29 protein-coding genes are annotated in these 25,812 nt (G+C 66.5%); 22 read left to right on the top strand and 7 right to left on the bottom strand.

What is annotated here, in order from left to right; all coding sequences use genetic code 11:
- Positions 1-76: 76 nt before the first annotated feature.
- Positions 77-970 (bottom strand): LysR family transcriptional regulator, encoded by an 894-nt coding sequence (locus AC1RQK_RS09470; RefSeq protein ID WP_492371628.1) that lies wholly within the window; start codon positions 968-970, stop codon positions 77-79.
- A gap of 162 nt (positions 971-1,132) precedes the next feature.
- Here AC1RQK_RS09470 and AC1RQK_RS09465 point away from each other — a divergent pair, with 162 nt between their 5' ends.
- Positions 1,133-1,831: a peroxiredoxin-like family protein gene (locus AC1RQK_RS09465; protein WP_492808671.1), complete on the top strand. Its 699-nt coding sequence runs from the start codon at positions 1,133-1,135 to the stop codon at positions 1,829-1,831.
- A 135-nt stretch (positions 1,832-1,966) separates the two neighbouring features.
- On the opposite strand, the gene AC1RQK_RS09460 is transcribed toward AC1RQK_RS09465, so the two are convergent.
- From AC1RQK_RS09460 to AC1RQK_RS09440, 5 genes are all read right to left on the bottom strand, one after another.
- The gene (locus AC1RQK_RS09460) at positions 1,967-2,464 is read right to left on the bottom strand and encodes a MaoC family dehydratase (RefSeq protein ID WP_492371630.1); all 498 of its coding nucleotides are present in this window, start codon (positions 2,462-2,464) and stop codon (positions 1,967-1,969) included.
- 3 nt (positions 2,465-2,467) lie between these two features.
- Positions 2,468-3,451, bottom strand: coding sequence for a tripartite tricarboxylate transporter substrate binding protein (locus tag AC1RQK_RS09455; RefSeq protein ID WP_492808669.1), 984 nt, complete (start codon positions 3,449-3,451; stop codon positions 2,468-2,470).
- A 57-nt stretch (positions 3,452-3,508) separates the two neighbouring features.
- The gene (locus AC1RQK_RS09450; protein ID WP_492808667.1) at positions 3,509-4,288 is read right to left on the bottom strand and encodes an enoyl-CoA hydratase/isomerase family protein; all 780 of its coding nucleotides are present in this window, start codon (positions 4,286-4,288) and stop codon (positions 3,509-3,511) included.
- 14 nt (positions 4,289-4,302) lie between these two features.
- Entirely contained in the window at positions 4,303-5,529 is a 1,227-nt protein-coding gene (locus AC1RQK_RS09445) for a CaiB/BaiF CoA transferase family protein (protein WP_492371633.1), read from the bottom strand.
- Between the two features lie 126 nt (positions 5,530-5,655).
- Positions 5,656-6,630: a Bug family tripartite tricarboxylate transporter substrate binding protein gene (locus AC1RQK_RS09440; protein WP_492808665.1), complete on the bottom strand. Its 975-nt coding sequence runs from the start codon at positions 6,628-6,630 to the stop codon at positions 5,656-5,658.
- Positions 6,631-6,828: 198 nt separating this feature from the next.
- Between AC1RQK_RS09440 and AC1RQK_RS09435 the strand changes: the two genes are divergently transcribed.
- Entirely contained in the window at positions 6,829-7,791 is a 963-nt protein-coding gene (locus tag AC1RQK_RS09435) for a LysR family transcriptional regulator (protein WP_492808663.1), read from the top strand.
- An 85-nt stretch (positions 7,792-7,876) separates the two neighbouring features.
- Here the strand turns inward: AC1RQK_RS09435 and AC1RQK_RS09430 are convergent, their stop codons facing one another.
- Positions 7,877-8,272 carry a cupin domain-containing protein gene (locus tag AC1RQK_RS09430; RefSeq protein ID WP_416050504.1) on the bottom strand — a complete coding sequence of 132 codons (396 nt, stop codon included), beginning with the start codon at positions 8,270-8,272 and terminating at the stop codon, positions 7,877-7,879.
- Positions 8,273-8,709: 437 nt separating this feature from the next.
- On the opposite strand from AC1RQK_RS09430, the gene AC1RQK_RS09425 reads away from it, so the two are divergent.
- The 20 genes from AC1RQK_RS09425 (at position 8,710) to AC1RQK_RS09330 (ending at position 25,475) form a co-directional block, all read left to right on the top strand.
- Complete coding sequence (locus tag AC1RQK_RS09425; protein ID WP_492371636.1) at positions 8,710-9,717, top strand: sulfate ABC transporter substrate-binding protein; 1,008 nt, start codon at positions 8,710-8,712, stop codon at positions 9,715-9,717.
- A 63-nt stretch (positions 9,718-9,780) separates the two neighbouring features.
- Positions 9,781-9,924, top strand: coding sequence for a hypothetical protein (locus AC1RQK_RS09420; protein ID WP_492808661.1), 144 nt, complete (start codon positions 9,781-9,783; stop codon positions 9,922-9,924).
- A 12-nt stretch (positions 9,925-9,936) separates the two neighbouring features.
- Positions 9,937-11,100 (top strand): FMNH2-dependent alkanesulfonate monooxygenase, encoded by a 1,164-nt coding sequence (gene ssuD, locus AC1RQK_RS09415; RefSeq protein ID WP_492371638.1) that lies wholly within the window; start codon positions 9,937-9,939, stop codon positions 11,098-11,100.
- A gap of 9 nt (positions 11,101-11,109) precedes the next feature.
- Positions 11,110-11,919: an aliphatic sulfonate ABC transporter permease SsuC gene (gene ssuC / locus AC1RQK_RS09410; protein ID WP_043347110.1), complete on the top strand. Its 810-nt coding sequence runs from the start codon at positions 11,110-11,112 to the stop codon at positions 11,917-11,919.
- A gap of 26 nt (positions 11,920-11,945) precedes the next feature.
- A complete protein-coding gene (locus tag AC1RQK_RS09405; protein WP_492808660.1) occupies positions 11,946-12,821 on the top strand; it encodes an ATP-binding cassette domain-containing protein in 876 nt (291 codons plus the stop codon).
- Between the two features lie 225 nt (positions 12,822-13,046).
- Positions 13,047-13,262 (top strand): TOBE domain-containing protein, encoded by a 216-nt coding sequence (locus tag AC1RQK_RS09400; protein ID WP_006161487.1) that lies wholly within the window; start codon positions 13,047-13,049, stop codon positions 13,260-13,262.
- Positions 13,263-13,303: 41 nt separating this feature from the next.
- On the top strand, positions 13,304-14,206 hold the full coding sequence (locus AC1RQK_RS09395) for an EAL domain-containing protein (protein WP_492371640.1): 903 nt from the start codon (positions 13,304-13,306) through the stop codon (positions 14,204-14,206).
- Positions 14,203-14,913, top strand: a complete 711-nt coding sequence (locus AC1RQK_RS09390) for an RBBP9/YdeN family alpha/beta hydrolase (protein WP_416048847.1) — start codon at positions 14,203-14,205, stop codon at positions 14,911-14,913. Before AC1RQK_RS09395 ends, AC1RQK_RS09390 begins: the two co-directional genes overlap by 4 nt.
- 190 nt (positions 14,914-15,103) lie before the next feature.
- A complete protein-coding gene (gene cysT, locus AC1RQK_RS09385; RefSeq protein WP_043347100.1) occupies positions 15,104-16,048 on the top strand; it encodes a sulfate ABC transporter permease subunit CysT in 945 nt (314 codons plus the stop codon).
- Position 16,049: 1 nt separating this feature from the next.
- Positions 16,050-16,991, top strand: coding sequence for a sulfate ABC transporter permease subunit CysW (gene cysW, locus AC1RQK_RS09380; protein WP_492808658.1), 942 nt, complete (start codon positions 16,050-16,052; stop codon positions 16,989-16,991).
- Positions 16,988-18,112 carry a sulfate/molybdate ABC transporter ATP-binding protein gene (locus AC1RQK_RS09375; protein ID WP_174427321.1) on the top strand — a complete coding sequence of 375 codons (1,125 nt, stop codon included), beginning with the start codon at positions 16,988-16,990 and terminating at the stop codon, positions 18,110-18,112. The genes cysW and AC1RQK_RS09375 overlap by 4 nt, the downstream gene beginning before the upstream one ends.
- Positions 18,109-19,056, top strand: coding sequence for a CysB family HTH-type transcriptional regulator (locus AC1RQK_RS09370; RefSeq protein WP_441630199.1), 948 nt, complete (start codon positions 18,109-18,111; stop codon positions 19,054-19,056). Before AC1RQK_RS09375 ends, AC1RQK_RS09370 begins: the two co-directional genes overlap by 4 nt.
- Before the next feature lie 223 nt (positions 19,057-19,279).
- Positions 19,280-19,486 (top strand): LiaI-LiaF-like domain-containing protein, encoded by a 207-nt coding sequence (locus AC1RQK_RS09365; RefSeq protein ID WP_150983578.1) that lies wholly within the window; start codon positions 19,280-19,282, stop codon positions 19,484-19,486.
- Positions 19,483-19,911: a terminase gene (locus AC1RQK_RS09360; RefSeq protein ID WP_492371642.1), complete on the top strand. Its 429-nt coding sequence runs from the start codon at positions 19,483-19,485 to the stop codon at positions 19,909-19,911. The genes AC1RQK_RS09365 and AC1RQK_RS09360 overlap by 4 nt, the downstream gene beginning before the upstream one ends.
- Positions 19,912-19,954: 43 nt before the next feature.
- The gene (locus AC1RQK_RS09355) at positions 19,955-21,145 is read left to right on the top strand and encodes a sensor histidine kinase (protein WP_492808656.1); all 1,191 of its coding nucleotides are present in this window, start codon (positions 19,955-19,957) and stop codon (positions 21,143-21,145) included.
- Between the two features lie 97 nt (positions 21,146-21,242).
- The gene (locus AC1RQK_RS09350; RefSeq protein ID WP_492808654.1) at positions 21,243-22,073 is read left to right on the top strand and encodes a LytR/AlgR family response regulator transcription factor; all 831 of its coding nucleotides are present in this window, start codon (positions 21,243-21,245) and stop codon (positions 22,071-22,073) included.
- A 118-nt stretch (positions 22,074-22,191) separates the two neighbouring features.
- A complete protein-coding gene (locus AC1RQK_RS09345; protein ID WP_492808652.1) occupies positions 22,192-23,457 on the top strand; it encodes an MFS transporter in 1,266 nt (421 codons plus the stop codon).
- A gap of 63 nt (positions 23,458-23,520) precedes the next feature.
- On the top strand, positions 23,521-24,018 hold the full coding sequence (rraA, locus tag AC1RQK_RS09340; RefSeq protein WP_492371646.1) for a ribonuclease E activity regulator RraA: 498 nt from the start codon (positions 23,521-23,523) through the stop codon (positions 24,016-24,018).
- 2 nt (positions 24,019-24,020) lie between these two features.
- On the top strand, positions 24,021-24,422 hold the full coding sequence (locus AC1RQK_RS09335) for a gamma-glutamylcyclotransferase family protein (protein WP_492808651.1): 402 nt from the start codon (positions 24,021-24,023) through the stop codon (positions 24,420-24,422).
- A 105-nt stretch (positions 24,423-24,527) separates the two neighbouring features.
- Positions 24,528-25,475, top strand: coding sequence for an alpha/beta fold hydrolase (locus AC1RQK_RS09330; protein WP_492808649.1), 948 nt, complete (start codon positions 24,528-24,530; stop codon positions 25,473-25,475).
- Positions 25,476-25,812: the final 337 nt, after the last annotated feature.

Raw genomic sequence — 25,812 nt, 5'->3', positions numbered from 1 at the left:
AACCGCCTGGGTCTGGCTATCTCAGGCACGTTTGCTCGTACGCCGATTGTCCAATGCCTGAATTTGTCCTCACCCTCTAAGCGATGTCGCGGCGCAGTGCCGCTTCCACGAACGCGACAAAAGCCTTGACCTTCGCGCTGGCCATGCGGCCGGTCGGAAATACCGCCCAGAGGTCGACCGGTGCCAGCGTCCATTCGGCGAGCACCTGTCTGACTTCGCCGCTGGCCAGTTCCGGCGCGAACATCCATTCGGAGCCGATCGCCACACCGATATCCGCGAGCACCGCGGCGCGCACGCCCTCGGCGGCCGTGACCCGCAAGCGGCCGGACACCCCGACGGATACCTCGGCGCCGTCCCGGCGAAATGCCCAGGCATCGCCGCCGCCCTCACGGTCGTAGACGATGGCCTCATGCGCGAGCAAGTCGGCGGGCACCTTTGGCTCGCCGGCAGCGGCAAAGTAGCGCGGCGTGCCGACCACGACCCGCCGGCTCTGCGCGATCTTCCTGGCGGTCATGGCCGAATCTCGCAGCGCGCCCATGCGCAGAGCGACATCCACTCCATGCTCAAGCAGGTCGATATTGCCATCCTCCAGCAGCACGTCCACCACCAGTTGCGGATGCTCGGCCAGGAAGGCTTTGAGGTGCGGGACGATATGCAGCCGCGCGAAGGTGACGGCCGCGGTCACGCGCAGGCGGCCGGAGAGACTGGTGCCCGAGCCCCTGGCCGCATGCTCCGCCGCATCCGCTTGCTCGATCGCGCGCTTGGCGTGTTCGTAGAAATTCTTTCCTGCTTCGGTCGGCGACAGGCCGCGGGTGGACCGCACGAGCAGCCGCACGCCGAGCTGTTCTTCCAGTTGTGCGACCGACTTCGATACGGAGGGCTGCCCGACCTTCAGCAGCCGCGCGGCGCCCGAGAAAGAGCCTGCCTCGACGACGGCAACCAGTGTTTCCATGGCAGTCATCCTGTCCACGATGCGCTTCCTCTCATTGGATTGCCGCCGGGTTATGCCCAGAAAGAATGAATCATATTCCCGCGGCTCGCCTACCGCCGTGAAGCGGCTTGACCGAACATGATTCCAGCAACGTGCACCTTCGCATCGAGCAGCTTACTTGGATCAGATGGAGTAGTCATCATGTCACTGCAGCAAAAACTCGACGCCTTCAAGGCGGATTTCAAGGCCGGCAAGGCACCGTATTTCGCACCGCCGGAAATCCATCCCATCATGGAGCGGGCCACCGCTCAACTGATTGCCTCGGGACAAGCAGGCCGCGCGCTGAAGGCGGGGGACAAGGCGCCCGTCTTCACGCTGACGGACCCGGAAGGCGCACCGGTTCCCTCGGAGGAACTACTGGCGCAAGGGCCTCTCATCGTCAGCTTCTACCGCGGGGTGTGGTGCCCGTATTGCAATATGGAACTGCAGGCGCTGGAGGAGGCCGTACCGGCGTTCAGGGAAGCCGGCGCCAGCGTGGTGGCCATTTCGCCGCAGAACGCGGTCAATAGCCGCAAGTCCGTGCGCACCAACAAGCTCAGCTTTCCCATCCTCAGCGACACGCATAACGACGTGGCTGCCGCGTTTGGCCTGCGCTTCGCACTGCCGGACTATCTGGTGGATCTGTACAAGCAACTGAAGAACGACTTGCCGGCCTTCAATGGCGACGCGAGCTGGACGCTGCCGATGCCGGCGCGCTACGTGATCGGGCAGGATGGGACCATCCTGTATGCCGAGGTCAATCCTGACTACACGCACCGGCCGGAGCCTTCCGAGATGTTGCCGGCGCTGCGCCACGCCAAGGGCGGCAGGCAAGGGCAGCACCATCCTGTGTCGGTGTGATGGGTGAGCAAGACCGGCGGAATGGTACCGCCGGCTAGCCACGGCGGCCCAGGGAGTGCGCGGCAGGTGTGGCTGCGTGCCCTGGTGCCGCAAGGAGGGCACCGCTGGCCCTGGGCTCCAGGTTGCGGCAGGAACCTAGTCCGGCTGGCGCTTCTTCAACAGGTAGCGCTGTGTGCCTTCCATCACGAGCATCGCGGACTGGTTATGCACCGTGGAACGCATCGTCAGCACGCCGGTGCTCCGGTTCGGCGCGAGTTCGCTGACTTCCAGCGTGCTGTAGAGGGTATCGCCGGCAAAGACGGGATGCAGGAAGCGGCTGCTCTGGTCGATGAACCCCTTCAACGATTCCTCGACCATATGTGGAAAGAGCCCGGCGCCGGCGGCCGTCTGGATCACGACCTGGAAGCCATGGGCGAGCAGTTGCGGCATGCCGTGCGCGCGGCAGTATTCCACGTCGTAGTGCACGGGATGGTTATCGCCGCTGGCGAGTTGAAACGCGGCAAACATGGCATCGGTCATGGTGCGGGATGGCAGTACGAAGCGCTCCCCGACGGTGAAATCCTCGAAATACCGCTGTGCGCACATGCGGTGCTGGCTGGGGTCGAATGCGCTTGCAAAGTCGGGTCGGGTCATGCTTCACGGCTCCTTGATATCGGCCGCCTGCGCGACGGTCCGCCATTTGGCGATCTCACTGCCCACGTGCGCGGCGAGTGCCTGCGGCGTCGGATCGGACTCGAGAACCAGGCCCATCTCGAAGGCTCGCTTCTTCAGGCCGGGGTCGGCAAGCGCACGGCGCAACGCACCATTGAGCGTGGTGATCACCGCCGCCGGCGTTCCCGCGGGGACGAAGGCGCCATTCCACGTATAGGCTTCGTAGCCGGGTACCGCTTCGGCGATGGCCGGCGTGTCCGGTGTCTGTGCGAGGCGCGCTTGCATCGACGTGGCAATCAGCCGCACTGTTCCCGCGCGGACCTGCGCGAGTCCCGTCGGCGCGCTGTCGATCATGAAGCCGATCTGCCCGCCGATCAGGTCGGTCATGGCGGGCCCGGTGCCGCGATACGGGATGTGCGTGGTCTTCAGCGCGGCTTTGAGGTTCAGCAGCTCGGTCGCGACATGCGGTGCGCTGCCATTGCCGGCGGACCCATAGTTGATCTGCCCAGGATGCGCTTTGACGTACGCCAGGAATTCGGGGAGATTCCTGGCTGGGAAGTTCTTGTTCACCAGCAGGACCAGGGGCGCCTTGGCCGCCAGTCCGACAGGCGCGAAGTCCTGCGTGGTGCGGTAGGGCAGACGGGGCACGATACTCTCGTTGACCGCGTGCGCCACCGTCGTCAACAGGACCACATAGCCATCCGGCTTGGCCTTGGCCACATAGTCGGTGCCAACCACCGTGCCGGCGCCCGTGCGGTTCTCCACGATCATCGGCTCGCCCAGCTGCTTGCCCCATTGCTCGGCCAGCACGCGCGCAAAGGCATCGGTCGGTCCGCCGGCTGCATACGGCACCACGAGCCTCACGGCCTGGGCGGGCCATGCATCCTTCGCGCTGGCGCCACCGGGGTGCGCTGCGAGCAGCACAAGGATGACGGGGGCGCTCCGGCGCAGGGTGTTCAGGAATCGCATGCGTTCACTCCGCTTCCGTTGAGGGCGATTGTTAAATGATTGTTGATGCCGGCACGCTCAGGCTTGCCAGGATGGCTTGCGCTTTTCCACGAACGCGGCGATACCTTCCTTTGCATCGTCCGTTGCCACCACATTGCCGAAGCTCTCCACCGCCGTGGCGACGCCGCGCCGGTAGTCGTTGTCATTGGCGCGCATGAAGGCCTTGCGTCCCATCTTGACGACGACCGGAGATTTCGCGCACAAGGTCTGGGCAAGCGCTCTAGCCTCGCGCATGACGTCCTGCTCGGGCACCACGCGGCTGACCAGTCCGAGGGACATGGCTTCGGCGGCGTCGAACGCGCGTCCGGTGAAAAGCAGGTCGAAGGCCCGGTGACGGCCAATCACACGCGGCAGGTGCGTGTAGTGGATGGCGGGCGTCAGCCCGACGTCGATCTCCGGATAGCCGAAGGTGGCCGTGTCGGCGGCGACGATCATGTCGCAGGAGATCGCGAGCGTCATGCCGCCGCCGCGGGCGGTGCCGTTCACGGCGGCAATGGATGGCTTGCCCAGGTTGAATTGCGCGTCGCACAGTTCGTTGTACAGCTTGTCGACCAGGCCATAGATCCGGGCCGGCTGCGCCCCGTGCAGCGCATCGAGGCGCAGCCCGGCGCAAAAGCGCCGGGGCAGGGCGCTGCCCAGGATGACGGCCCTGACCGAATCGTCCTGGGCCGCGCGTCGCAGCGCCGCCAGCACGTCGTCGATCATCGCCTCGTTCAAGGCATTGACCGGCGCGCTATCGAGGAGGATTTCCGCGACCCTGTCGCGCACTTCATATCTGACTGAATTGACTGAAGGCATGGTGACTCCTGATGTCATGCGGCCGTGCAAAGGCCGCCGGTTTTGCTGGCATCGGCGCTGGCAATCACGCCGCGCGCCTTGAATCGTTCAATGGACTCGGGCGTATAGCCCGCTTGCAACAGGATCTCGTCGGTGTGCTGGCCCAGCAAAGGCGGCGCGCGGTGCGCTTGCCGGCTGCCGCCGCGAAAGCGCACGGGCAAGCCCATATTCCTTATCTTGCCCAGCACCGGATGCTCAGACTCGGCGATCAGCGCGCGCTCGGCCACTTGAGGGTGCGCCAGCGCCTGGTCCAGCGTGTGGATCGGGGAGCAAGCCACGCCAGCCTTGCGCAATGCGTCGATCCAGTAGGCAACCGGCTGGGTCCGAATACGCGCCTGGACCATCTCGACGGTTTCGGTGAAGTGCGCGACACGGGCCGCATTGGTGGCGAACCGCGGTGCGTCGGCCACATCCTGCAACCCGGCGACCGGGCAGAAGCGCCGCCACTGCGCGTCGTTGCCGACGCCGATCATCACCGGCCCGTCGGCTGCGTCGAACACCTGGTAGGGCGCCATGGCCGGATGCGCGGTGCCCATGGCCCGCGGCACCTTGCCGCCGAGCCAATAGTTCTGGGCGAGATAGCCCATGAAACCCATCGCCGTATCCAGCAGGGACACCTCCAGGTGCATGCCGTGGCCGGTCTTCTGGCGCTCGATCAGTGCCGCCAGGATGCCACTGAACGCATGCATGCCGGTGCCCAGGTCCACCGGCGAAAAGCTGGCGCGCGCATGCTGGCCGCCGGCCTGGCCCATCGTGCTGATCATGCCGCTGAATGCCTGCAGCATGACGTCGTAGCCGGGTTCCTGGCCCAGCGGGCCCGTGCGTCCGTAGCCAGAGATCTCGCAGTAGATCAGGGCCGGGTTCAACGCGGACAGCGTGTCGTAGTCAACACCGAGCCTGGCGGCGGCGCCACTGCCGAAGCCTTGCAGCACGACGTCCGCCTTGGCCGCCAGCGTCTGGACGATCTGCCTGCCCTCGCTGGTCTTGAGGTCAACGGCGAGACTGCGCTTGTTGTGATTGACGGCGAGAAAGGTGGCGGACTGCCCGCGATCCTGCGGCAGCCAGGCACGCGTATCGTCGCCGCTGCCGAGCGGCTCGACCTTGATGACTTCGGCGCCAAGTTCGCCCAGATACTGTCCGCACAAGGGGCCGGCGAGCACTTTGCTCAAGTCGAGGACGCGAATGCCCTGCAATGCGATCATGGATGTGTCTCCAAAACAGATCAACGGCGGGATCAATGGCCGGATCGACGGCGGACGCCGCCCGGAGTCGCGGGCGCAGGTCCGGCGTCGTGTTGTGGCAATGGGATGCCGGGTGAGTCGGGGCTGCTACTCGGGCTTGATATCGATGGAGCGGGCCAGGGCCGTCCATCGGGCGGTATCGCGATTCACATAGGCCTGCACATCGGCGGGCGCCATGTGGAATGGCTCGGCTCCCCGCGCAATCAGCGCATGGCCGTAGCCTGGATCGCCCGCGCTTTGCGCCACGGCCTGGCGCAGTGTCTCGACGATGGCGGGCGGCGTCTTCGCGGAAGCCTGCAACGACAGCCAGAACTTCAGGTCCAGCGCCGGATAGCCGGCTTCCTGCAGCGTCGGCACATCCGGCAGCAGGGGCGAACGCGCAGCGGAAGTGATCGCCAGGGCCTTGAGCTTGCCACCCTGTATCTGGCCGATGGAGGTGGTCATGCTGTCGAAAAGGAAATCCACATTCCCGGCCATGACATCCGTGCTTGCCGGCGCGCTGCCCTTGTAGGGCACGGCCACCGCGGTGAAGCCCGCGGCCTTCTGCAGCAGCGCACCATAGATATGCGGGGAGCTTCCCGCACCGAAGGTGGCATAGGTGAGATTGTCCGGCCGTTGTTTGCCGACACGGACCAGTTCCGCCAGGGAGCTGACCCCCAGCTTGGTTGGATGCACCACCAGCACGTTCGGCACCATTGCAACCACGCCGATGGCCACCAGGTCGCGTTGCGGGCGAAACCGCAAGTCGGGAAACAGCAGCGGGTTGACCGCATGCATGCCGACCGTGTTCAGCAGCAGCGTATAGCCATCGGCGTTGGCGTCGAGCACATTCTGCGTGCCGAGATTGCCGCCGGCGCCGGGCTTGTTCTCGACCACCACGGGCTGGCCGAGCCGGTTGCCCAGCGGTATGGCAATCAGGCGTGCCACGAAGTCGCCGGGGCCACCCGCCGCGAACGGGACGACAAGCTTGATTGGCCGCGACGGCCATTGCTCGGCGTGGAGCGGCGGGGCGAGCAAGGATGCGGCTGCGCCCGTCAGGAAAGTACGGCGGCTGAGTCCCATTGAGTCTCCGTGGATTATCGGTCTTGGCATCCGCGTGCGTTGCGCGGCAGCTGGCATCACTATGGGCTTCGGTACCGCTATATGTCCAAGATAGATTTTTGATATGCGGTATATTTTTATGCTATACCCGGCTGGACCTTGCTGCCATCGTGCCGCCGCCCCGGCAGGCCCTGTGGTGTCACATGCGGAGACTTGCTTATGCCGATCGATGTACGTGGACTCAGATGCTTTCTGGCGGTGGTGTCGGCGGGATCGATCTCCCGGGCTGCGCAGAACATGCATCTCGCGCAACCGGCGTTGAGTCTCCAGATCAAGCACGTCGAGCAGGATCTTGGCGTGGCCCTCTTCATGCGCAGCCACAAGGGTGTCGTCCTGACTGCCGCCGGGCTGAGATTCGAGAGCCACGCCAGGGATATCCTCAAGCGGCTCGACGTCGCCTGCGAGGACGTACGTGACCTGGTGACCGATCCCGCGGGCAGGGTCGCGATCGGCCTGCCGCAATCCATGGCAAAGATCCTGACCGTGCCGCTGGTGCGCGAGGCCATCCGGCGCTGGCCTAAGGTCCAGTTGCAGGTGGTGGAGCTCAGCACCGGGTACATCCCCGACCATCTGCAGAGCGGGCGCGTCGATATTGGCCTGACCTTCCAGGCGGACGCTGGCTCCGGCCTGCTGTTCGAGCACGTGGTCGACGAGGATCTTGTCTTGCTGGCGCCCCCGGGGCAGTTCGCCGATGCCCGCAAGCGCGGAGCCGATCTGGCGAAGACGGTCCGGTTCAAGGACCTGCATCGCTTCCCCATGATCCTGCCCGCCGGCGAGCATGGCCTGCGCGCGTTGATCGATGGGTATCTGCGCGCTCACCAGGTCGCGCTCTCGGTGCTGGCGGAGGTGAATGCCATACCGCAACTCATCAATCTCGCCGCGGCAGGCGTGGGGTGCACGATCCTCTCCTACGCATCGGTCTGCGAGGAGTTGCACAATGGCTTGCTGTCCGCGGCGCGGATCACCCATCCGAGCATGTCGCGCCCGGTCTATCTGTGCCGCTCCGCCACCATGCCACTGTCGATCGCGGTCTCTGCGGTGCTGGATCTGCTGATGGAAACGGTTCGCGCGCTGATCGCCGACGGACAGTGGCCGGCCCGCGTCAACAGCGCAGGCCGCTGACGGCAATGTCCAGGTGGTGAGCCGGGGTGGCCAGCGTCGATACAGGCTGGTGTGCTGGCCGCCCCGGGATGCCGCTGCGCTGAACTCAGGGCGCGGGCGTGGCCAGCGGCTTGCCCTTCTCGACAACGTACACGCCAATCAGCCGGGTCGGTGCCGTGCCGGAATTGTGGGCGTCATGCACAACGCCCGCGGGCACCACGAACGACTCGCCCGCCTTGATGAGGCGAGGTGGCTGCCCCTCGACCAGCAACTCGGCCTGTCCCTCGGCCACATAGCTGATCTCGTCTCCCGGGTGCGTATGCCGTCCGGCATAGATCCCTGGCGCCAGCTCCACGCGCGCCACTACCGCTTCGCGCCCCGGCACGGAAACGTCGGCCTTGCCGACCAGCGTGCGCGTGAGGCCGCTGTTCTGCGCCAGCACGGCGCCGGACGCGATCGACAGGCCGATGCCCGCCAGCACACCCAGAATCCGGATCTTCATCATCTGTCTTCTCCCGTTATGGTCTTCTTCTGCTGCGTTGGACTACAGAAGGCATGTCCCCTGGAAAGCGAAACACGCCGGTGACGCGTGGAACCGGGCTCAAGCGGGCAGGGCGGCTGCATGCCGCTGAATGTCGGACATGCTAGCAGCTGGCTCGTGAAATTGCCTCACCTGCGTGATATGTCGTTTGATGCACATTTTTTGGTGGCCGGTGCCAGTGTCTTGCCTCTGCGAGCCGCGCTACCACCCCCTCCAGCATGTTCATATTTCCGTCGAATCTTATGCGGAAAACGTGCAAGGATCGGCGAAACCATTCGTTCCTTTCAGATAGGCCCCTCGGTAGTCTTCATCCCTGACGCAAGCCTTCCCACACAAGGAGGGCCATGAAACGCGGCGCGCACGCGCCATTTCACGACGAGAATACGGGAGCAAGACACATGATTCGCAAGCTGGCCATCGGACTCGCGGCACTGGCCGTCATCGGTTCCACCCAGACCGCCTGGGCCAACACCGCCCTCCTGAACGTTTCGTACGATCCCACGCGGGAGCTGTATGTGGACGTGAACGCCGCCTTCGCCAAGGCGTGGAAGGCCAAGGGCGGCGACACGCTGACCATCCGCCAGTCGCATGGCGGCTCGGGCAAGCAGGCGCGTTCGGTGATCGATGGGCTGGATGCGGATGTGGTCACGCTGGCGCTGGGCTATGACATCGACGCCATCGCCGAGAAGGGCTTGCTCAAGCCGGACTGGCAAAAGCGCCTGCCGCACAATGCGTCGCCCTATACCTCGACCATCGTGTTCCTGGTGCGCAAGGGCAACCCCAAGGGCATCAAGGACTGGAGCGACCTGGTCAAGCCGGGCGTGCAGGTGATCACGCCTAACCCGAAGACCTCGGGTGGCGCGCGCTGGAATTACCTGGCGGCCTGGGGCTACGCGCTGCGCCAGCCGGGCGGCAACGAGCAAAAGGCCAAGGAGTTCGTCGGCCAGTTGCTGAAGAACGTGCCGGTGCTGGATTCCGGCGCCCGCGGCGCCACCACCACCTTCGTCGAGCGCGGCCTGGGCGATGTGCTGATTGCCTGGGAAAACGAGGCCATCCTGGCGATCAAGGAACTGGGCCCGGACAAGTTCGACATCGTCGCGCCGTCGATCTCCATCCTGGCCGAGCCGCCGGTGGCGGTGGTGGACAAGGTGGTGGACAAGAAGGGCACGCGCAAGGTGGCCGAAGCCTACCTGCAGTTCCTTTACACCGACGAGGGCCAGGAAATCGCGGCCAAGAATTACTACCGCCCGATCTCGGAGAAGATTGCCGCCAAGTATGCGAGCAACTTCCCCAAGGTAAAGCTGTTCACCATCGATGAGGCCTTTGGCGGCTGGCAGAAAGCGCAGAAGGCGCACTTCGCCGACGGCGGCTCGTTCGACCAGGTCTACCAGCCTGGCAAGAAGTAAGACGTAGCCGCCGGCTTCCGTGCCTTATCCCCGCTTCCTACTCCTATTCCTATTTCGATGCCGATGCGAGCCAGCGCCCCGCCGCGCCCTGCCAAGCATGTACTGCTGGTGGCGCTAGTCACCGGCGCACTGGGCGCTGCCTTGCTGGTGATCGGCCTGGATGCGGCAGGCGAGGGCCGCACGGCCACGATCCACGAACAGAGCTGAAGAGACACGGACATGCAGGTCTTCTGGTTTATCCCCACGCACGGCGACAGCCGCTACCTCGGCACCTCCGAAGGGGCGCGCGAGGTCAATATCGATTACCTGAAGCAGATCGCTACCGCGGCCGATACGCTTGGCTACGAAGGCGTGCTGATTCCTACCGGCCGCTCCTGCGAGGATCCGTGGGTGGTGGCCTCCACGCTGGCCGCGGTCACCTCCCGGCTGCGCTTCCTGGTGGCGGTGCGCCCGGGGCTGATGGCGCCCACGCTGGCCGCGCGCATGGCGGCGACATTCGACCGCCTCTCGGGCGGACGCCTGCTGGTGAACCTGGTGACGGGCGGCGATGTATCAGAGCTGGAGGGCGATGGCCTGTTCCTGGACCATGCCGAGCGCTATGAAGCTTCGGCCGAGTTCATCCGTATCTGGCGTGAGGTGTTGGCCGCCAGCCATGAAAGCGCCGAGCTCGACTATGAGGGCAAGCATCTCAAGGTCAAGGGCGCGAAGGTGTTGTTCCCGCCGCTGCAGCGTCCGCATCCGCCGGTGTACTTTGGTGGCTCCTCGGCCGCCGCGCACGAGCTCGCGGCCGAGCAGGTGGATACCTACCTGACCTGGGGCGAGCCGCCGGCGGAGGTCGCCAAGAAACTCGCCGACGTGCGCCAGCGCGCGGCGCGCCATGGGCGTAGCGTGAAGTTCGGCATCCGCCTGCACGTGATCGTGCGCGAGACCGAGGACGAGGCATGGGCCGCGGCCGACCGGTTGATCAGCAAGCTTGACGATGCGACGGTGGCGCGCGCACAGGCGGTGATCGGCAAGATGGATTCCGAAGGGCAGCGCCGCATGGCCGCGCTGCATGCCGGTGGCGGCGCACGCAGCCGCGCGGAGCTGGAGATCAGCCCCAACCTGTGGGCCGGCGTGGGCCTGGTGCGCAGCGGCGCGGGCACGGCACTGGTGGGCGACCCGCACATCGTGGCGGCGCGCATCAAGGAGTACGCAGCGCTGGGCATCGATACCTTCGTGCTGTCCGGCTACCCGCATCTGGAAGAAGCCTATCGCTTCGCCGAACTGGTCTTTCCGCTGCTGCCGCGCTCGGTGCGCGACAAGCTGCAGGGCAAGGTGCTGTCCGGCCCCTTCGGCGAAGTTATGGCAACCGGCATCGTGCCGCGCGCGGCGCGCGCTTAGGAGGCAACCATGTCCGCTCCCTTGACCCTGCCCGCGCGCAACCCTGACTGGCTGCGCCATGCCGCTCGCTCGGCCGCGCCCTGGATCGTGCCGGTGCTGCTGGTGGCGGCGTGGCAACTGGCCTCGCAGCTTGGCTGGCTGTCCAACCGCATCCTGCCGGCGCCGCTCGACGTCGTGAAGGCCGCCTGGGGCCTGTCCGTGACCGGCGAGCTGTGGCGCCACGTGTGGGTCAGTACCTGGCGCGCCGTGCTCGGCTTCACCATCGGCGGCGGCTTCGGGCTGGCGCTGGGCCTGCTGACGGGCACCTTCCGGCCGGCCGCGACCCTGCTCGACAGCACCTTGCAGATGGTGCGCAACATTCCGCCGCTGGCGCTGATCCCGCTGGTGATCCTGTGGTTCGGCATCGACGAGACCGCCAAGCTGTTCCTGGTTTCGTTGGGCGTGTTTTTCCCGATCTACCTGAACACCTACCACGGCATCCGCGCGGTCGACCCCGGGCTGATCGAGATGGCGAAGAGCTACGGCCTGTCGGGCTGGCGCCTTTACCGCGAGGTGATCCTGCCGGGCGCCTTGCCCAACATCCTGGTCGGCGTGCGTTTCTCGCTCGGCCTGATGTGGGTGATCCTGATCGTGGCCGAGACCATCTCGGCGCAGTCGGGCATCGGCTACATGACCATGAATGCGCGCGAGTTCCTGCAGACCGACGTAGTGCTGGTGGGCATCCTGCTCTACGCGCTGCTGGGCAAGCTGGCGGATCTGCTGTCACGCGGGCTGGAGCGGTTCTGGCTGCGCTGGCACCCCGGCTACCAGGCGCACTGAGCGCCGCCGGCCAAGGAGAACCCGATATGCAAAGCAACCCGATCGAGCAAGCCGCGCTGGCCGATGTGCCCGCCAGCCAGGATGGCAAAGGCCTCGCGCTGCGCGTGCAGCAGGTGGTGAAGCGCTACGGCGGGCGCGAGGTGCTGCACGGCATCGACCTGCAGGCCGCGCCCGGCGAGTTCCTCGCCATCGTGGGCCGCAGCGGTTGCGGCAAGAGCACCTTGCTGCGGCTGGTGGCCGGCCTGGAAGCCAGCGACGGCGGTGGCGTGACGCTGGACGGCGCGCCTGGCAACAAGCAGCGCGAGGCGGTCCGGGTGATGTTCCAGGACGCTCGCCTGCTGCCGTGGAAGACGGTACTGGACAACGTGGCGCTGGGGCTGCCGCGCGCGCAGCTGGCCGATGCGGCCAGGGTGCTGGGCCAGGTCGGCCTGGCCGAGCGCGCAGGGGAGTGGCCGGCGCGCCTGTCGGGCGGCCAGCGCCAGCGTGTGGCACTGGCGCGCGCGCTGGTGCATCACCCGCGCTTGCTGCTGCTGGACGAGCCACTGGGCGCGCTGGATGCGCTGACCCGCATCGAGATGCAGGGCTTGATCGAAACCTTGTGGCAGCGCCTGGGCTTCACGGCGCTGCTGGTCACCCACGATGTATCGGAAGCGATAGCGCTGGCCGACCGCGTGGTGCTGATCGAAGACGGCCGCATCGCGCTGGACCAGAGGGTGGCGCTGCCGCGTCCGCGCCAGCGCGGCTCGGCGGCGTTCGCGCAACTGGAGGACGCGGTGCTGCGCCGGGTGATGCGGCGTGAGGGCGCGCCGGCTGTCGATGAGCGCCAGCATGGGCAAGCATTGTTGCCTGCAGTGGACTGGTCGGTGGCGCGCACGTTCGATTCAGTGCGCTGGGCGATCTAGGGTGCAAGCAGCGGCGCAGGCAGCAATGCGGGCAGCCCGCCAAGGAAGCAGCAAACAAGTATGAAACAACGGACGCGCGGCCAGCCTCGAGCGATGCCGGCGCAACCCGCGCAAGCGGTGGCAGCTCATGGGTGAGCGGGCAACGTCACTCACCCGCGCGGGGCCATCCGCTGAACCCAGGTTTTACGCATTTCTCATTTTCACTCACGCAAAGGAACTTCTATCATGAGCATTCAGGCAATCAACGTACGTAACCAGTTCCGCGGCAAGGTTGCCGCCATCATCGAAGGCCCTGTGGTCTCGGAGGTCGACGTCGAGACGCCGGCCGGCATCGTCACCTCGGTCATCACCACCCGCTCGGTCAAGGACCTCGGCCTTACCATCGGCAGCGAAGTCGTTGCCCTGGTCAAGGCTACCGAGGTATCCCTGGCCAAGCTTTGAAGCCTCGCCCGAGGCGCAAGCGCAACGCAAAGGAAATCGCAATGGCAAGCGCGAACGAAGCAGGCGCGGCACCGACGGCGCTCACCCACTATCTGGAAGGGCTGCCGCGCCGCCCGGAGAGCGATCGCCAGCTGTGGCGCGACGAGCGTGGGCAGGTGCAGGGCCAGTTCTATAACTGCTCGCTGACCAGCGCGTTCGAGCCGCTCATCACCCTGTCCAGCCGCGACGTGGTGGCGCACGAAGGCACGCTGCGCACATACGCTGGCGACGGCGTCGGCCTGACCGCATGGAAGCTGTTTGCGATGGCGGCGGACGATGCCTCGCTGGTCTCGCTTGACCGGCTCTCGCGCCTGGTGCATGCCATCAATTATTTCGCGGCCGATGGCGATCGCAAGCTGGTGCTCAACGTGCACAACCGGTTGCTGGCCGCCGTGGCCGACGATCACGGCGCGGCCTTCCGGCGCGCGCTGCAGTCGCTCGGCCTGCCGCTGGACCGGTTCGTGATCCAGGTGCCGGCCAGCGCCAACGACGACCTGCCGCTGCTGCTGCATGTGGTGGGCAACTACCGCCGCAACGGCTTTGCGGTGAGCCTGCAGGCATCGGACCCGGCGGAAGCCGGCGCGCTGATGGCGCACGCGTTGCCCGACTGGCTCAAGCTGGACATGCGCCGCAATTGGACCGACCGCCAGCTGGCGGGGCTGCAGGCCAGCGCCGACAGCGCCGGCGTGACGCTGATCGGGCGCCGGCTGGAGAACGCCGAGAACGCCGAGCGGCTGCAGGCCGCTGGCATCGTGCTGGGGCAGGGCAGCTTCACCGGCGCGGCGGTGAGCGCGCGCCACCTGCATGCAGTGTCCGGCGAGGCTGGCATTCAGGAGTTCAAGGGCGGGGTGCCCCGGAGCGGATCCGGCGGCGTCCCGATGGCGTTGACCAAGGAGCCGATATGACGCAGACGAAGAGGCCGGCCGCGCGGGAGCAGCGCGGCGGCCAGGCGGGCGCAAGCGCGCGACCCGCCGACGTACGGTTGAAGGTGCCCAAGGGCTTGCAGATCCTGACGGTGCCGGGGTTGCATGGCAGTGGCCCTGGCCACTGGCAAAGCCGTTGGGAGCAGCGCTTCCCGGACTGGCAGCGCGTGGAGCAGCACGACTGGTCGCGCCCGAGCCTGCCGCTGTGGGCCGAGCGCGTGTCGGAAAGCGTCATGCGGGCGCAGCGCGTGGCGCCGCGCGGGGCCATCCTGGTGGCGCACAGCTTCGGCTGCCTGGCCACCTTGCGCCAGGCAGCGCTCGACCCCGAGGGCATCGCGGGCGCGGTGCTGGTGGCGCCGGCAGACCCCGACAAGTTTGGCGTGGCCGGGCTGCTGCCCGCGTACCGGCTGCCGTTTCCCACCATCCTGGTGGCCAGCCGCAACGATCCCTGGATGCAGCAGCGCACCGCGTTCAGCTGGGGCACGCTGTGGGGCAGCGAGCTCCATGACGCGGGCATGCTGGGTCACATTAACGCCGATTCCGGGCTTGATCAGTGGCCCGAGGGGCTCGCCTTGCTCGATACCTTGATCCAGCGGATCGAGGCGGACGGCAGCGCCGGCCCGTCCGGAGACCGCGCCGGGCCTTGGGAAGGCGGGCTGGAAGTGTCGTCCACGTTCCCTTATATCTAAAACGCCTAAGAACATACGCAAAGATTCGTTCTGTTTATAAGGCGGTATCTGCAGAATTTGTCTCGTAGGCCGGTGTGTTATGCGCCGGCGTCATAAAGAAGCCGCCCCCGTTGCTTCGGTTTCCGGCGAATCCCGCTTGGAAGCCATTCTCCGGAGGCGGATACGACACTGACGGCACAGACGAGACAACATGCCACCCTCGATTTCCCTGGCGGACAATCCGCCCCCGGCGAGGCCGGATGCCCCCCAAGCGCGCAAGAGCGCGCCGCCCAAGCCAGGCAAGCAGCGCTTTACCGTGCTGCCAGGCTTTGGCCTCTCGCTGGGCTTCACGCTGTTCTACCTGACGCTGATCGTCCTGATCCCGCTGTCGGCCACCTTCCTCAAGACCTTCACCATGACCTGGGAGGCCTTCTGGGCCGCGGTGAGCTCGCCCCGGGTGGTCGCCTCCCTGCAACTGAGCTTCGGCGCCTCGCTGATCGCCGCCATCGTGAACACGGTGTTCGGGCTGATCGTGGCCTGGGTGCTGGTGCGCTACCGCTTCCCCGGCAAGCGCCTGGTCGATGCGCTGGTCGATCTGCCCTTTGCCTTGCCCACCGCGGTGGCCGGCATTGCGCTGACCGCGCTGTTCGCCGGCAACGGCTGGATCGGCCGCTACCTGGAGCCGCTGGGCATCAAGGTGGCCTTCACCCCGCTGGGCGTGGTGGTGGCGCTCACCTTTATCGGGCTGCCGTTCGTGGTGCGCACGGTGCAGCCGGTGCTCGAAGACGCGGAGCAGGAGCTGGAAGAAGCCGCGGCCAGCCTGGGCGCCACGCGCCTGCAGACCTTTGTCCGCGTGATCCTGCCGACCATCCTGCCGGCGCTGCTGACCGGGTTTGCGCTGTCGTTCGCACGAGGCACCGGCGAGTACGGCTCGGTGGTGTTCATCTCCGGCAACATGCCGATGGTCTCCGAGATCGCGCCGCTGATGATCTATTCCAAGCTGGAGCAATACGACTACGCGGGCGCAACCGCGGTGGCGGTGGTGATGCTGGTGATCTCCTTCGCGCTGCTGCTGCTGATCAACCTGCTGCAAGCGTGGACGCGCCGCCACCACCAGGCCGTGCGAGCGTCCGTCTCGCCGGACAAGGAGAGCTGAAATGGCTGGCGTCGTTACCAAGGGCCTGGGCGGCCGTGCTGCCCCCGCCGCCACGCGTTTCCGGGATGCCACGGGTGAAGCGCCGTGGGTGCGCTACACCCTGATCGCGATCGCGGTGCTGTTCCTCGCGCTGTTCCTGTTCATCCCGCTGGCTTCGGTGTTTTATGAAGCGCTGCGCAAAGGCGTGCAGACTTATTTCGATTCGCTGGTGGAGCCCGATGCCGTGGCCGCGATCCAGCTCACCTTGCTGGTGGCCGTCATCGCGGTGCCGCTCAATGTGGTGTTTGGCGTGGCGGCGTCCTGGGCCATCGCCAAGTTCGATTTCCGCGGCAAGAGCCTGCTGACCACGCTGATCGACCTGCCGTTCTCGGTGTCGCCGGTGATCTCCGGCCTGGTCTATGTGCTGCTGTTCGGCGCGCAGGGCTGGCTGGGGCCGTGGCTGGAGGCGCACGACATCAAGATCATGTTCGCGGTGCCGGGCATCGTGCTGGCCACCATCTTCGTCACCTTTCCGTTTGTGGCGCGCGAGTTGATCCCGCTGATGCAGGCGCAGGGCAGCGAGGAGGAGGAGGCCGCCATCGTGCTGGGCGCCTCGGGCTGGCAGACCTTCCGCCGCATCACGCTGCCCAACATCCGCTGGGGCCTGCTGTATGGCGTGATCCTGTGCAATGCGCGGGCGATGGGCGAGTTCGGCGCGGTTTCGGTGGTATCGGGCCATATCCGCGGCCTGACCAACACTATGCCGCTGCACGTGGAGATTCTCTACAACGAATACAACTTCGCGGCCGCCTTTGCGGTGGCGTCGCTGCTCACACTGCTGGCCCTGGTCACGCTTGGCATCAAGGCGCTGGTGGAGTACCGGGCGAGCCGCGAGCACAGGGAAGACGAGAACTTTGCGCCGGAGAACCCGAGCGCTGGCAAATTGCAAGGACAGGCATCATGAGCATCCAGGTCAAGAATGTGCAGAAGCGCTTCGGCAATTTCGTTGCGCTCGACGACGTCACCCTCGATTTCGATGAAGGCCAGCTGACGGCGTTGCTGGGGCCCTCGGGCTGCGGCAAGACCACGCTGCTGCGGATCATCGCCGGCCTGGAACGCGCGGACGCCGGCCAGATCCTGCTGGAAGGGCGCGATGCCTCGCACCAGCATGTGCGCCAGCGCCAGGTCGGTTTTGTATTTCAGCATTACGCGCTGTTCAAGCACATGACGGTGTTCGAGAACGTGGCTTTCGGCCTGCGCGTCAAGCCGCGTGCCGAGCGTCCCAGCGAGGCGCAGATCCGCGACAAGGTGCGCGCGCTGCTGGAACTGGTGCAGCTCGACTGGCTGGCCGAGCGCTATCCGCCGCAGTTGTCCGGCGGGCAGCGCCAGCGCATTGCGCTGGCCCGCGCGCTGGCGGTGGAGCCGCGCGTGCTGCTGCTCGACGAGCCGTTCGGCGCGCTCGACGCCAAGGTGCGCAAGGAACTGCGCCGCTGGCTGCGCCGCCTGCACGACGAGCTCCATGTCACCAGCGTGTTCGTCACCCACGACCAGGAAGAGGCGCTCGAAGTGGCCGACCAGGTGGTGCTGATGAACCGCGGCCATGTGGAGCAGGCGGGCACGCCGGAGGCGGTCTACAACCATCCGGCCACGCCGTTCGTGTTCGGCTTTCTCGGCAACGTCAACCTGTTCCACGGCCGGCTTGAGGTCGGGGAGCGGGGCGGCCTGCTGCATACCGGCGATTCGATCCTGCCGGTGATCGGCAGCGGCCATGAGACCGCGGGCGACGCCGTGGCCTATGTCCGCCCGCACGATCTCGACCTCGAGCGCTATTCGCCCGGCACCGACGGCATTGCCGTGACGCTGCGCCGCGCGCTCACCCTGGGCCCCGTGGCCCAGCTCGAACTGGAACGTGAAGACACCCAGGAAGTCATCGAAGTGGCGCTGCCGCTCGAGCGTTTCCGCCACCAGGGCTTCCGCGAGGGCGAGCTGCTCGCCGTGCGGCCGCGCCGGCTGCGTGTCTTCGTCCAACCCCATTCATCCGCCCCGGCTAGCGCCAGGGGCACGCCGGCAGGAGCCGCACAATGAACTTCCAGCAACTGCGTTCCATCCGCGAGGCGGTGCGCCGCCAATTCAACCTGACTGAGGTGGCCAATGCGCTCTACACCTCGCAGCCCGGCGTCTCGCGCCAGATCCGCGAGCTGGAGGAAGAGCTCGGCGTCGAGATCTTCGAGCGCTATGGCAAGCGCCTGACCGGCCTGACCGAGCCCGGGCGCGAAATCGTGCGCATCGTCGAGCGCCTGCTGCTCGAGGCCGAGAACCTGCGCCAGGCGGGCGACGAATTCGCCGGGCGCCATACCGGCCGCCTGACGGTGGCCACCACCCACACCCAGGCGCGCTATGCCTTGCCCAAGGTGGTGCAGAGTTTTCGCCGTGCCTACCCCCATGTGACGCTGGCGCTGCAGGAAGCCTCGCCCGCGCACATCGTGGAGCTGGTGCTGAGCGGCCAGGCCGATATCGGCATCGCAACCGAGGCGGTGGCCAGCGAGGCCGGGCTGACCTCGTTCGAGGCCTATACCTGGCGCCACGTGCTGGTGGTTTCGCCGGATCACCCGCTGACGCACCTGCCGGAGCCGACGCTGGAAGACATCGCCGGCTTCCCGATCATTACCTACGATGCCGGCTTCACCGGGCGCCGCAAGATCGATGGCGCCTTTGCCGCCGCCGGCCTGCAGCCGGAGATCGTGCTGACCGCGATGGACGCGGACGTCATCAAGACCTACGCGGAGCTGGAGCTGGGCGTGGGCATCATCGCCTCGATGGCATACGACGAACGCAAGGACGCCGGGCTGGTGCGGATCGCGGCCGACCATCTGTTCGAGCCCAACACCACCAGCGTGGCCGTGCGCCGCGGCGCCTACCTGCGCGGCTACGCGCACGCCTTCATCAACATGTTCGCGCCGCACCTCTCGCGCGACACGGTCAGCAGCGCGCTGTCCGAGCCGGCGGGCGGGCAGGTGGTCGAGGCCTGACGGCAGACAGCCCGGGCTAGCGGCACCTGGGCAGGCCCGGTGCCGATCGCGCCGCATCCTCGCGATTCGCGCCATCCGCTTTCCATTCGTCGCACGCTACTTTCGTAGCGACCGGTGTCCGCGTAAAGTCGCTACTGTCCGTGGCGGAATACGTTGATACCGTCACATGGCTTGATGCACCGCAATATCGACGGTGCGCGGGTCCGCACGAGAGGAGAGCGAGATGAAACAAGGCCGTGGCGGCAAGGGGCTGATCGCCCCGATCATCCTGATTGCATTGGGCGCGGTGTTCCTCGCGCAAAACGGCGGCCTGCTGCCGGCTTACCTGGTGCGGGATGGCTGGCCCGTGCTGCTGATCGCCCTGGGCGCCATCGTGCTTGTGCGCCGGCTGGCCTGGCGGCGCGTCGACCAGCGCGGCCCGAAGCCATGAGCGCGCGCCCTGAAGGGCTGCTGAGCTGGCAATGGCGCGGTTACGCCCGCAATCACAATCACCCTCGCAGCCTGCTGCTGCACATCGTCGCGGTGCCGATGTTCATGGCCGGCAATGTGCTGCTGGTCTATGGCGTGCTGTCGCTGTCCGTGCCTGCTGTAGGGCTTGGTGTGCTGTGCATGGCCTTGTCGATGATGCTGCAAGGGCGCGGGCACCGGCTCGAGGCGGTCAGGCCCGAGCCGTTTGCCGGCCCGCTCGACATCGCCCGGCGCATCCTGGCCGAGCAATGGATCACGTTTCCGCGCTATGTGCTGTCGGGGCAGTGGTGGGCCGCGTTGCACGGCCACGGTGCCGATCCCGCGATTGATGACGCCAACGTGCCGCAGCGTACGTGCGAGCCGGGCGACGGCTGTCAGCGCCTGTGATCGGCCTTTACAATAACGCTCAGTTATCCTCGACCTTGCCCCTATGAAAGCGCTGGATCGCTGTCCCGCCGCCATTCCCTCCAGGATCTCGATCCTCGCGCGCGACCTGGTGTTCGTGCTGTGCGCGAACACCATCATCGCGGTCAGCCTGAACTACGGTTTTCGCACGGGCGGCTCGCTGTGGCACAACTTCGTCTACAGTCAGCTTATCGGCCTGTCGATCTGGCTGCTGATCGACATCGCCCGCGTACTGATCTGGTGGAATGATCGCCCCAGGCGCTGGCCCTTCCTGTGCCTGACCGCCGTTGCCGTGCCGCTGGGCGTGATCATGGGCAGCTGGACCACGCGCGTGGTACTGAGCGAGCCGGCGAAGTCCTTCGAGGAAGCTACCGATATGCTGCGCATGTGCCTGGTAGTGGGCATGCTTGCGTCGGCCAGCATGATTTACTTCTACTGGTCGCGCGAGAAGCTCGCCCATCTCGAACGGCAGGCCGCGCTCGACGCGCTGCAGCGCGAAGAGGCCGAGAAGCAGCTGGTGCGCGCGCAGCTGATGGCCCTGCAGGCGCAGATCGAGCCGCATTTCCTGTTCAACTCCCTGGCCAACCTGGATTGCCTGATTGCCACCGACCAGCAGGCCGCAAGGCGCCTGCTGCAGCGGCTGATCGGCTTCCTGCGCATGTCGCTGTCCCACACGCGCGCCGAGCAATGCACGCTGCGCCAGGAGTTCGAGTTGCTGCGCAGCTACCTGGACATCCAGGCGCTGCGTTTCGGCACGCGCCTGGCCTATGAGATCGAGCTTCCGCCCGAGCTGGCGGAGGTCGAGATCCCGCCCATGCTGATCCAGCCGCTGGTGGAGAACGCGGTCAGCCACGGCATCGAGCCGTGCATGCATGGCGGCAGGATCGTGCTGTCGGCCCGGGCGCAGGGCGACAACGCCGTGCAGGTGATCATCACCGATACCGGGGTGGGTTTCGGACATGCCGTGACCAAGGGCTCCGGCCTTGGGCTGACCCATGTGCGCGAGCGGCTGGCGCGGATTTTCGGGGCGGCGGCCAGCATGCAGATGGAAGAAAACACGCCACGCGGCGTGATCGTCCGGCTGACGTTGCCCGTTGTGCGCACGGCGGCGCCTGCCGCCGCCCACGCACCCATGCCGGTGCCCGCGTGCAAGGCCGCCGGCGCGCGCGCCATCCCCCCCGTGAGCGCTGCCACGCAAGGCATTTCCCATTCTTGAGGCACCTCGCTGCTTAGCCGCTTCGACTTCTTCGACTGCTTAGACTGCATCGACTGCTTAGACTGCATCGACCCATCCGCCCCTTACTTCCGTTTCCATGGCCCCGACCCTGTTGATCGCCGACGACGAGCCGCTGCTCGCGCGCGCCTTGCATGCCGAATTGTCCAGCCTCTGGCCCGAGGCGCAGATCGTCTGCGTGGTCCATGACGGCGTGTCCGCGCTGGAGGCGGCCCGCCAGCACCAGCCCCAGGTCGCGTTTCTCGATATCCGCATGCCAGGCATGAGCGGCATGGACGTGGCGCGCGAGCTGATGGAGTTCGATCCGGCGCCGCTGGTGGTGTTCGTCACGGCATACGACCAGTTCGCGCTGGAAGCCTTCGAGCGCGAGGCGGTCGATTACGTGCTCAAGCCGGTGCAGCCCGAGCGGCTGGAGGCCACGGTGCACCGCCTCAAGGCGAGGCTGGCGGCCCAGGCGCAGGCCAGCGAGGAGGGCGGCGCCGCCCTCGATACCGATCGCCTGGCGCAATTGCTGGCGCGCCTGGAGACCATGGAGCCAGGCGGCGGGCCCGGGCAGCATGCGCCGGTGGGCGCGCCGCAACATGGCTACCTGCGCTTTATCAAGGCGCTGGTCGGCCAGGAGATCCGCATCATTCCGGTGGATGAGGTGATCTACCTGGAGGCGACGGACAAGTACGTCAACGTGGTGTCCGCCAGCGGCGAGGCGTTGATCCGCACCAGCCTGCGCGAGCTGTCGCAGCAGCTCGACCCCGAGCGCTTCTGGCAGATCCATCGCGGCACGGTGGTCAATATCGACTGCGTGGCCAGTGCCGTGAACCAGTCGCTGGGGCGGCTCGCGCTCAAGCTGCGCAATCGCTCTGAAACCTTGCCGGTGGCGCGTCAGTACGCCTATCTGTTTAAACAGATGTAACGCGCAGGGCACCCCTGTCACGGGTTGTTTTACTCTATGATGCGGTATTCGCAGCGCGCCTGTTGAGCCTGGCAGCATGGCCGGCGCGCCATGCCAAGCCCAGCCTGATAGCCGCCCGATGACTGCCGCCACCCTCGATCCCGTTCGCAATCCGCTGCGCCACGACGCCCAGGTCATCGGCCTGGTCGGCCTGGCCCACGGCGTTTCCCACTTCTTTCACCTGCTGCTGGCGCCCCTGTTCCCGTGGATCAAGGCCGAGTTCGGCCTGAGCTATGCGGAGCTGGGCTTGCTGATGACGGTGTTCTTTGCCGTGTCGGCCGTGGTGCAGACCGCGTCGGGCTTCGTGGTGGACCGTTTTGGCGCGACGCCGGTGCTGTTTGGCGGCCTCGGGCTGCTGGGCGCGGCGGCCTTGCTGCTGTCGATCAGCCCGAGCTACGCGATGCTGCTGCTTGGCGCGGGCGTTGCCGGGATTGGCAACGGCGTGTTCCATCCGGCCGATTTCACCTTGCTCAACAAGCATGTTTCCCAGCCGCGGCTGGGGCATGCGTTCTCGGTGCATGGCATCTCGGGCAACCTAGGCTGGGCCGCGGCGCCGATCTTCCTGGTCACCATTGCAGAGCTCGGCAGCTGGCGCACCGCGCTCGCCAGCGCCTCGGCGGTGGCCTTTGACGCGCTGGCCGTGCTGCTGGCTTTTCGGCATGTGCTGGATCCCCGCGCTGGCGCCGGCGCGGCGCCCAGGGCGGCCACCGCGGCGGCCAAGGCGGGCGGCAGCATGCTGGCGTTCCTGAAGCTGCCGCAAGTGTGGATCTGCTGGGCCTTCTTCCTCGTCACCACCTTTTCGTTTTCCGGCATCCAGAGCTTCGCGCCGACCGCGCTGACCCAGCTCTACGCCATGCCGCTGACGCTCGCCACGGCGTCGTACACCGTCTATATGTTATGCAGCGCGGGCGGCATGATCGTGGGTGGCTTTGCCGCGGGACGCACCAGCAACCACGACCGCCTGATCGCAATGAGCTTCACGCTGTCGGGCTTGGTCGCGATCGTGGTGGGGCTGGGCGTGCTGCCGGCCGTGATGGTGCCGGTGCTGATGGGTGTGATCGGCTTTGGCGCGGGCGCGGCTGGGCCTTCGCGCGACCTGCTGGTACGTGCGGCAGCGCCTGCCGGCGCCACGGGCCGGGTTTATGGCGTGGTCTACTCTGGCCTGGATATCGGCCTGGCCAGCGGGCCGCTGTTCTTCGGCATGCTGATGGACGCGCACTGGCCGAGCTGGGTGTTCTTCATGATCGGCGCCTTCCAGATGCTGGCGATCTTCACCGCTGTCACGGTTGGCAATGGCAACCGCTCCCGCCGCGAGGTGGCAGGCAAGCGGGCGGCCGCCGGCTGACACGGACTGACGCACGCACCCGTACCTCATCCAATTTCCACTTTTCCGATTCGGGAGTCCTTCATGAGCTTTGCTACCACTGATCTGTGCGATGCCAATGAGGCGCGCCTGGCCGACGGCTCGCTGCGCGTGCTGTCGCCGGTATTCCAGCATTTCGGCAAGCGCGCCGCGTTCTCTGGCCCGGCGGCCACGCTCAAGGTGTTCGAGGACAATTCCCTGGTGCGCGAGGCGGTTGAATCACCGGGCAACGGCCGCGTGCTGGTGGTCGATGGCGGCGGCTCGCTGCGCTGCGCGCTGGTGGGCGGCAACCTCGGCGTGCTGGCCGAGAAGAACGGCTGGGCCGGCATCCTCGTCAATGGCTGCGTGCGTGACAGCGGGGAGCTTGCGGTGTGCGACATCGGCGTGCGCGCCCTGGCCCTGCATCCGCAAAAGAGCCAGAGGCGCAATGTGGGCGAGCGCGAGGGCACGGTGCAAATGCCCGGCGCCGTGGTGCGACCTGGCAACTGGATCTATGTTGACGCCGATGGCGTGCTGGTGGCGGACACCAAGCTGGAGGGCTGAGCATGCCGGTGGTCTTTGTCTATGGCACGCTGCGCGCGGGCGAAGTCAACGACCTCAACGCGGCCGCGCGCAGGCACGGCATTGCCGCGCCGCGCCTGATCGGCAGCGCGACCGTGGCGGGGCGGCTCTATGACTTCGGCACGTATCCCGGGCTGGTGCTGGATGCCGCCGCGCCCGGCGTGGCCGGCGACTTGTACGAGGTCGATGCCGCGCTGGTGCCGGTGCTCGACGAGATCGAGGAGGTCTATCCGGGCCAGGCCTCATTGTTCGTGCGCGAGGAGCGCGTGGTGGCGGTTGGCGGTCAAGCCGTCACCTGCCTGCTTTACCCGGTGGGCGAGGACGCGGTCGCGGGCCTGCCGCGCATTGCATCCGGAGACTGGGTGGCCTACCGGCGCGCCCGCTAGCCCGTTAGTCCGCTTGCGTTTGAAACGCCATGCCGCGCGCTCGCCGCGCGGCCGGTCTTGGCGTAGCATCGGCAACCATTCCATCGTCCGATGTCATGGTTAAGCATGCACGCTCCCCATTCCCTTCCCAACCAGCGATTCATCCAGTCCGGCGGCGTGCGGCTTGCCATCAAGACCTGGGGCGATCCCGCGCACCCGGCCATGGTGCTGGTGCACGGCTATCCGGACAACAGCGCGGTCTGGCATGGCGTGGCGCCTCTGCTGGCCAATGACTATTACGTCGTGGCCTACGATGTGCGCGGCGCCGGCAGCTCTTCGGCGCCAAAGGGCATGGCGGCCTATCGCCTGGAGCGCCTGGCGGAAGATTTCAGCGCGGTGATCGACGCCGTTTCTCCCGATGCGCCCGTCCACCTGGTCGGCCATGACTGGGGCTCGATCCAGTGCTGGGAGTTTGTCACCGAGCCACGCCTGCGCGGCCGCATCGCTTCGTTCACGTCGTGCTCCGGGCCTTGCCTGGACCATGTCGGCCACTGGATGCGGGGAAACCGGCGCCTGTCGTTCACGGCGCTTTCGCGCTCGCTGCGGCAGATGGCCTCGTCCTGGTATATCTATATCTTCCACCTGCCGTGGCTGCCCGAGCTGAGCTGGCGGCTCTGGATGGGCCGCGCCTGGCCGCTTTACCTGAGACGGACCGAGGGTATCGAGGCGGATCCCAACCCCACCCAGGCGGCGGACGGCCGTCACGGGCTGGCGTTGTACCGCGCCAATATGCTGCCGCGCCTGCTTTCACCGGGCGAGCGCCACGCGCACGCGCCGGTGCAGGTGATCGTGCCGCTGCTGGATCGCTATGTCAGGCCGGCGCTGTCCGAGGATCTGTCGCGCTGGGTGGAGCGCTGGTGGCGCCGGGAGGTCTGCGCGCGCCACTGGCTGCCGCTGGCGGACCCCGCCGGCATGGCGGCGATGGTGCGCGACCTGGCCGGGCATATCGATGGTGGCCCCGAGTCGCTGGCATTGCGGCAGGCACGGATGGCGCCAAATCCCGGAATTTCATAATGCGGAAAGCTGTTCTGCGCGGCAAAAAATGGTGATGCGTAGCACAACGGGCATTTCTCATGATGGAAGATTGCCTGCCGCATCGTGGAAAATGTATTGTAAATCATTGATTATAAAATAGAAAAAAACTAAACAAGGATTGCATTCCGAGCTGTTGCGACGCGAGGTGTTTCCCTACACTCTTATATAAGACACATGACCTGAGCGGCAAAAAACAGGGGTGGCGAGGCCAGCAGAGCAGCGCCGCCGAAACACCCCCCGAAAGTGCCCCGGTCGGCAAGTCGGCACCACGGTCCGCCAAGCCTGTCGCAAGTTTTCAATGCCATCCCCGCCCTAC

This window comes from Cupriavidus sp. GW822-FHT02D05, from assembly GCF_058802485.1.
Note: the sequence above shows the minus strand (reverse complement) of the source record. Positions and strands in the feature narration are given on the sequence as shown.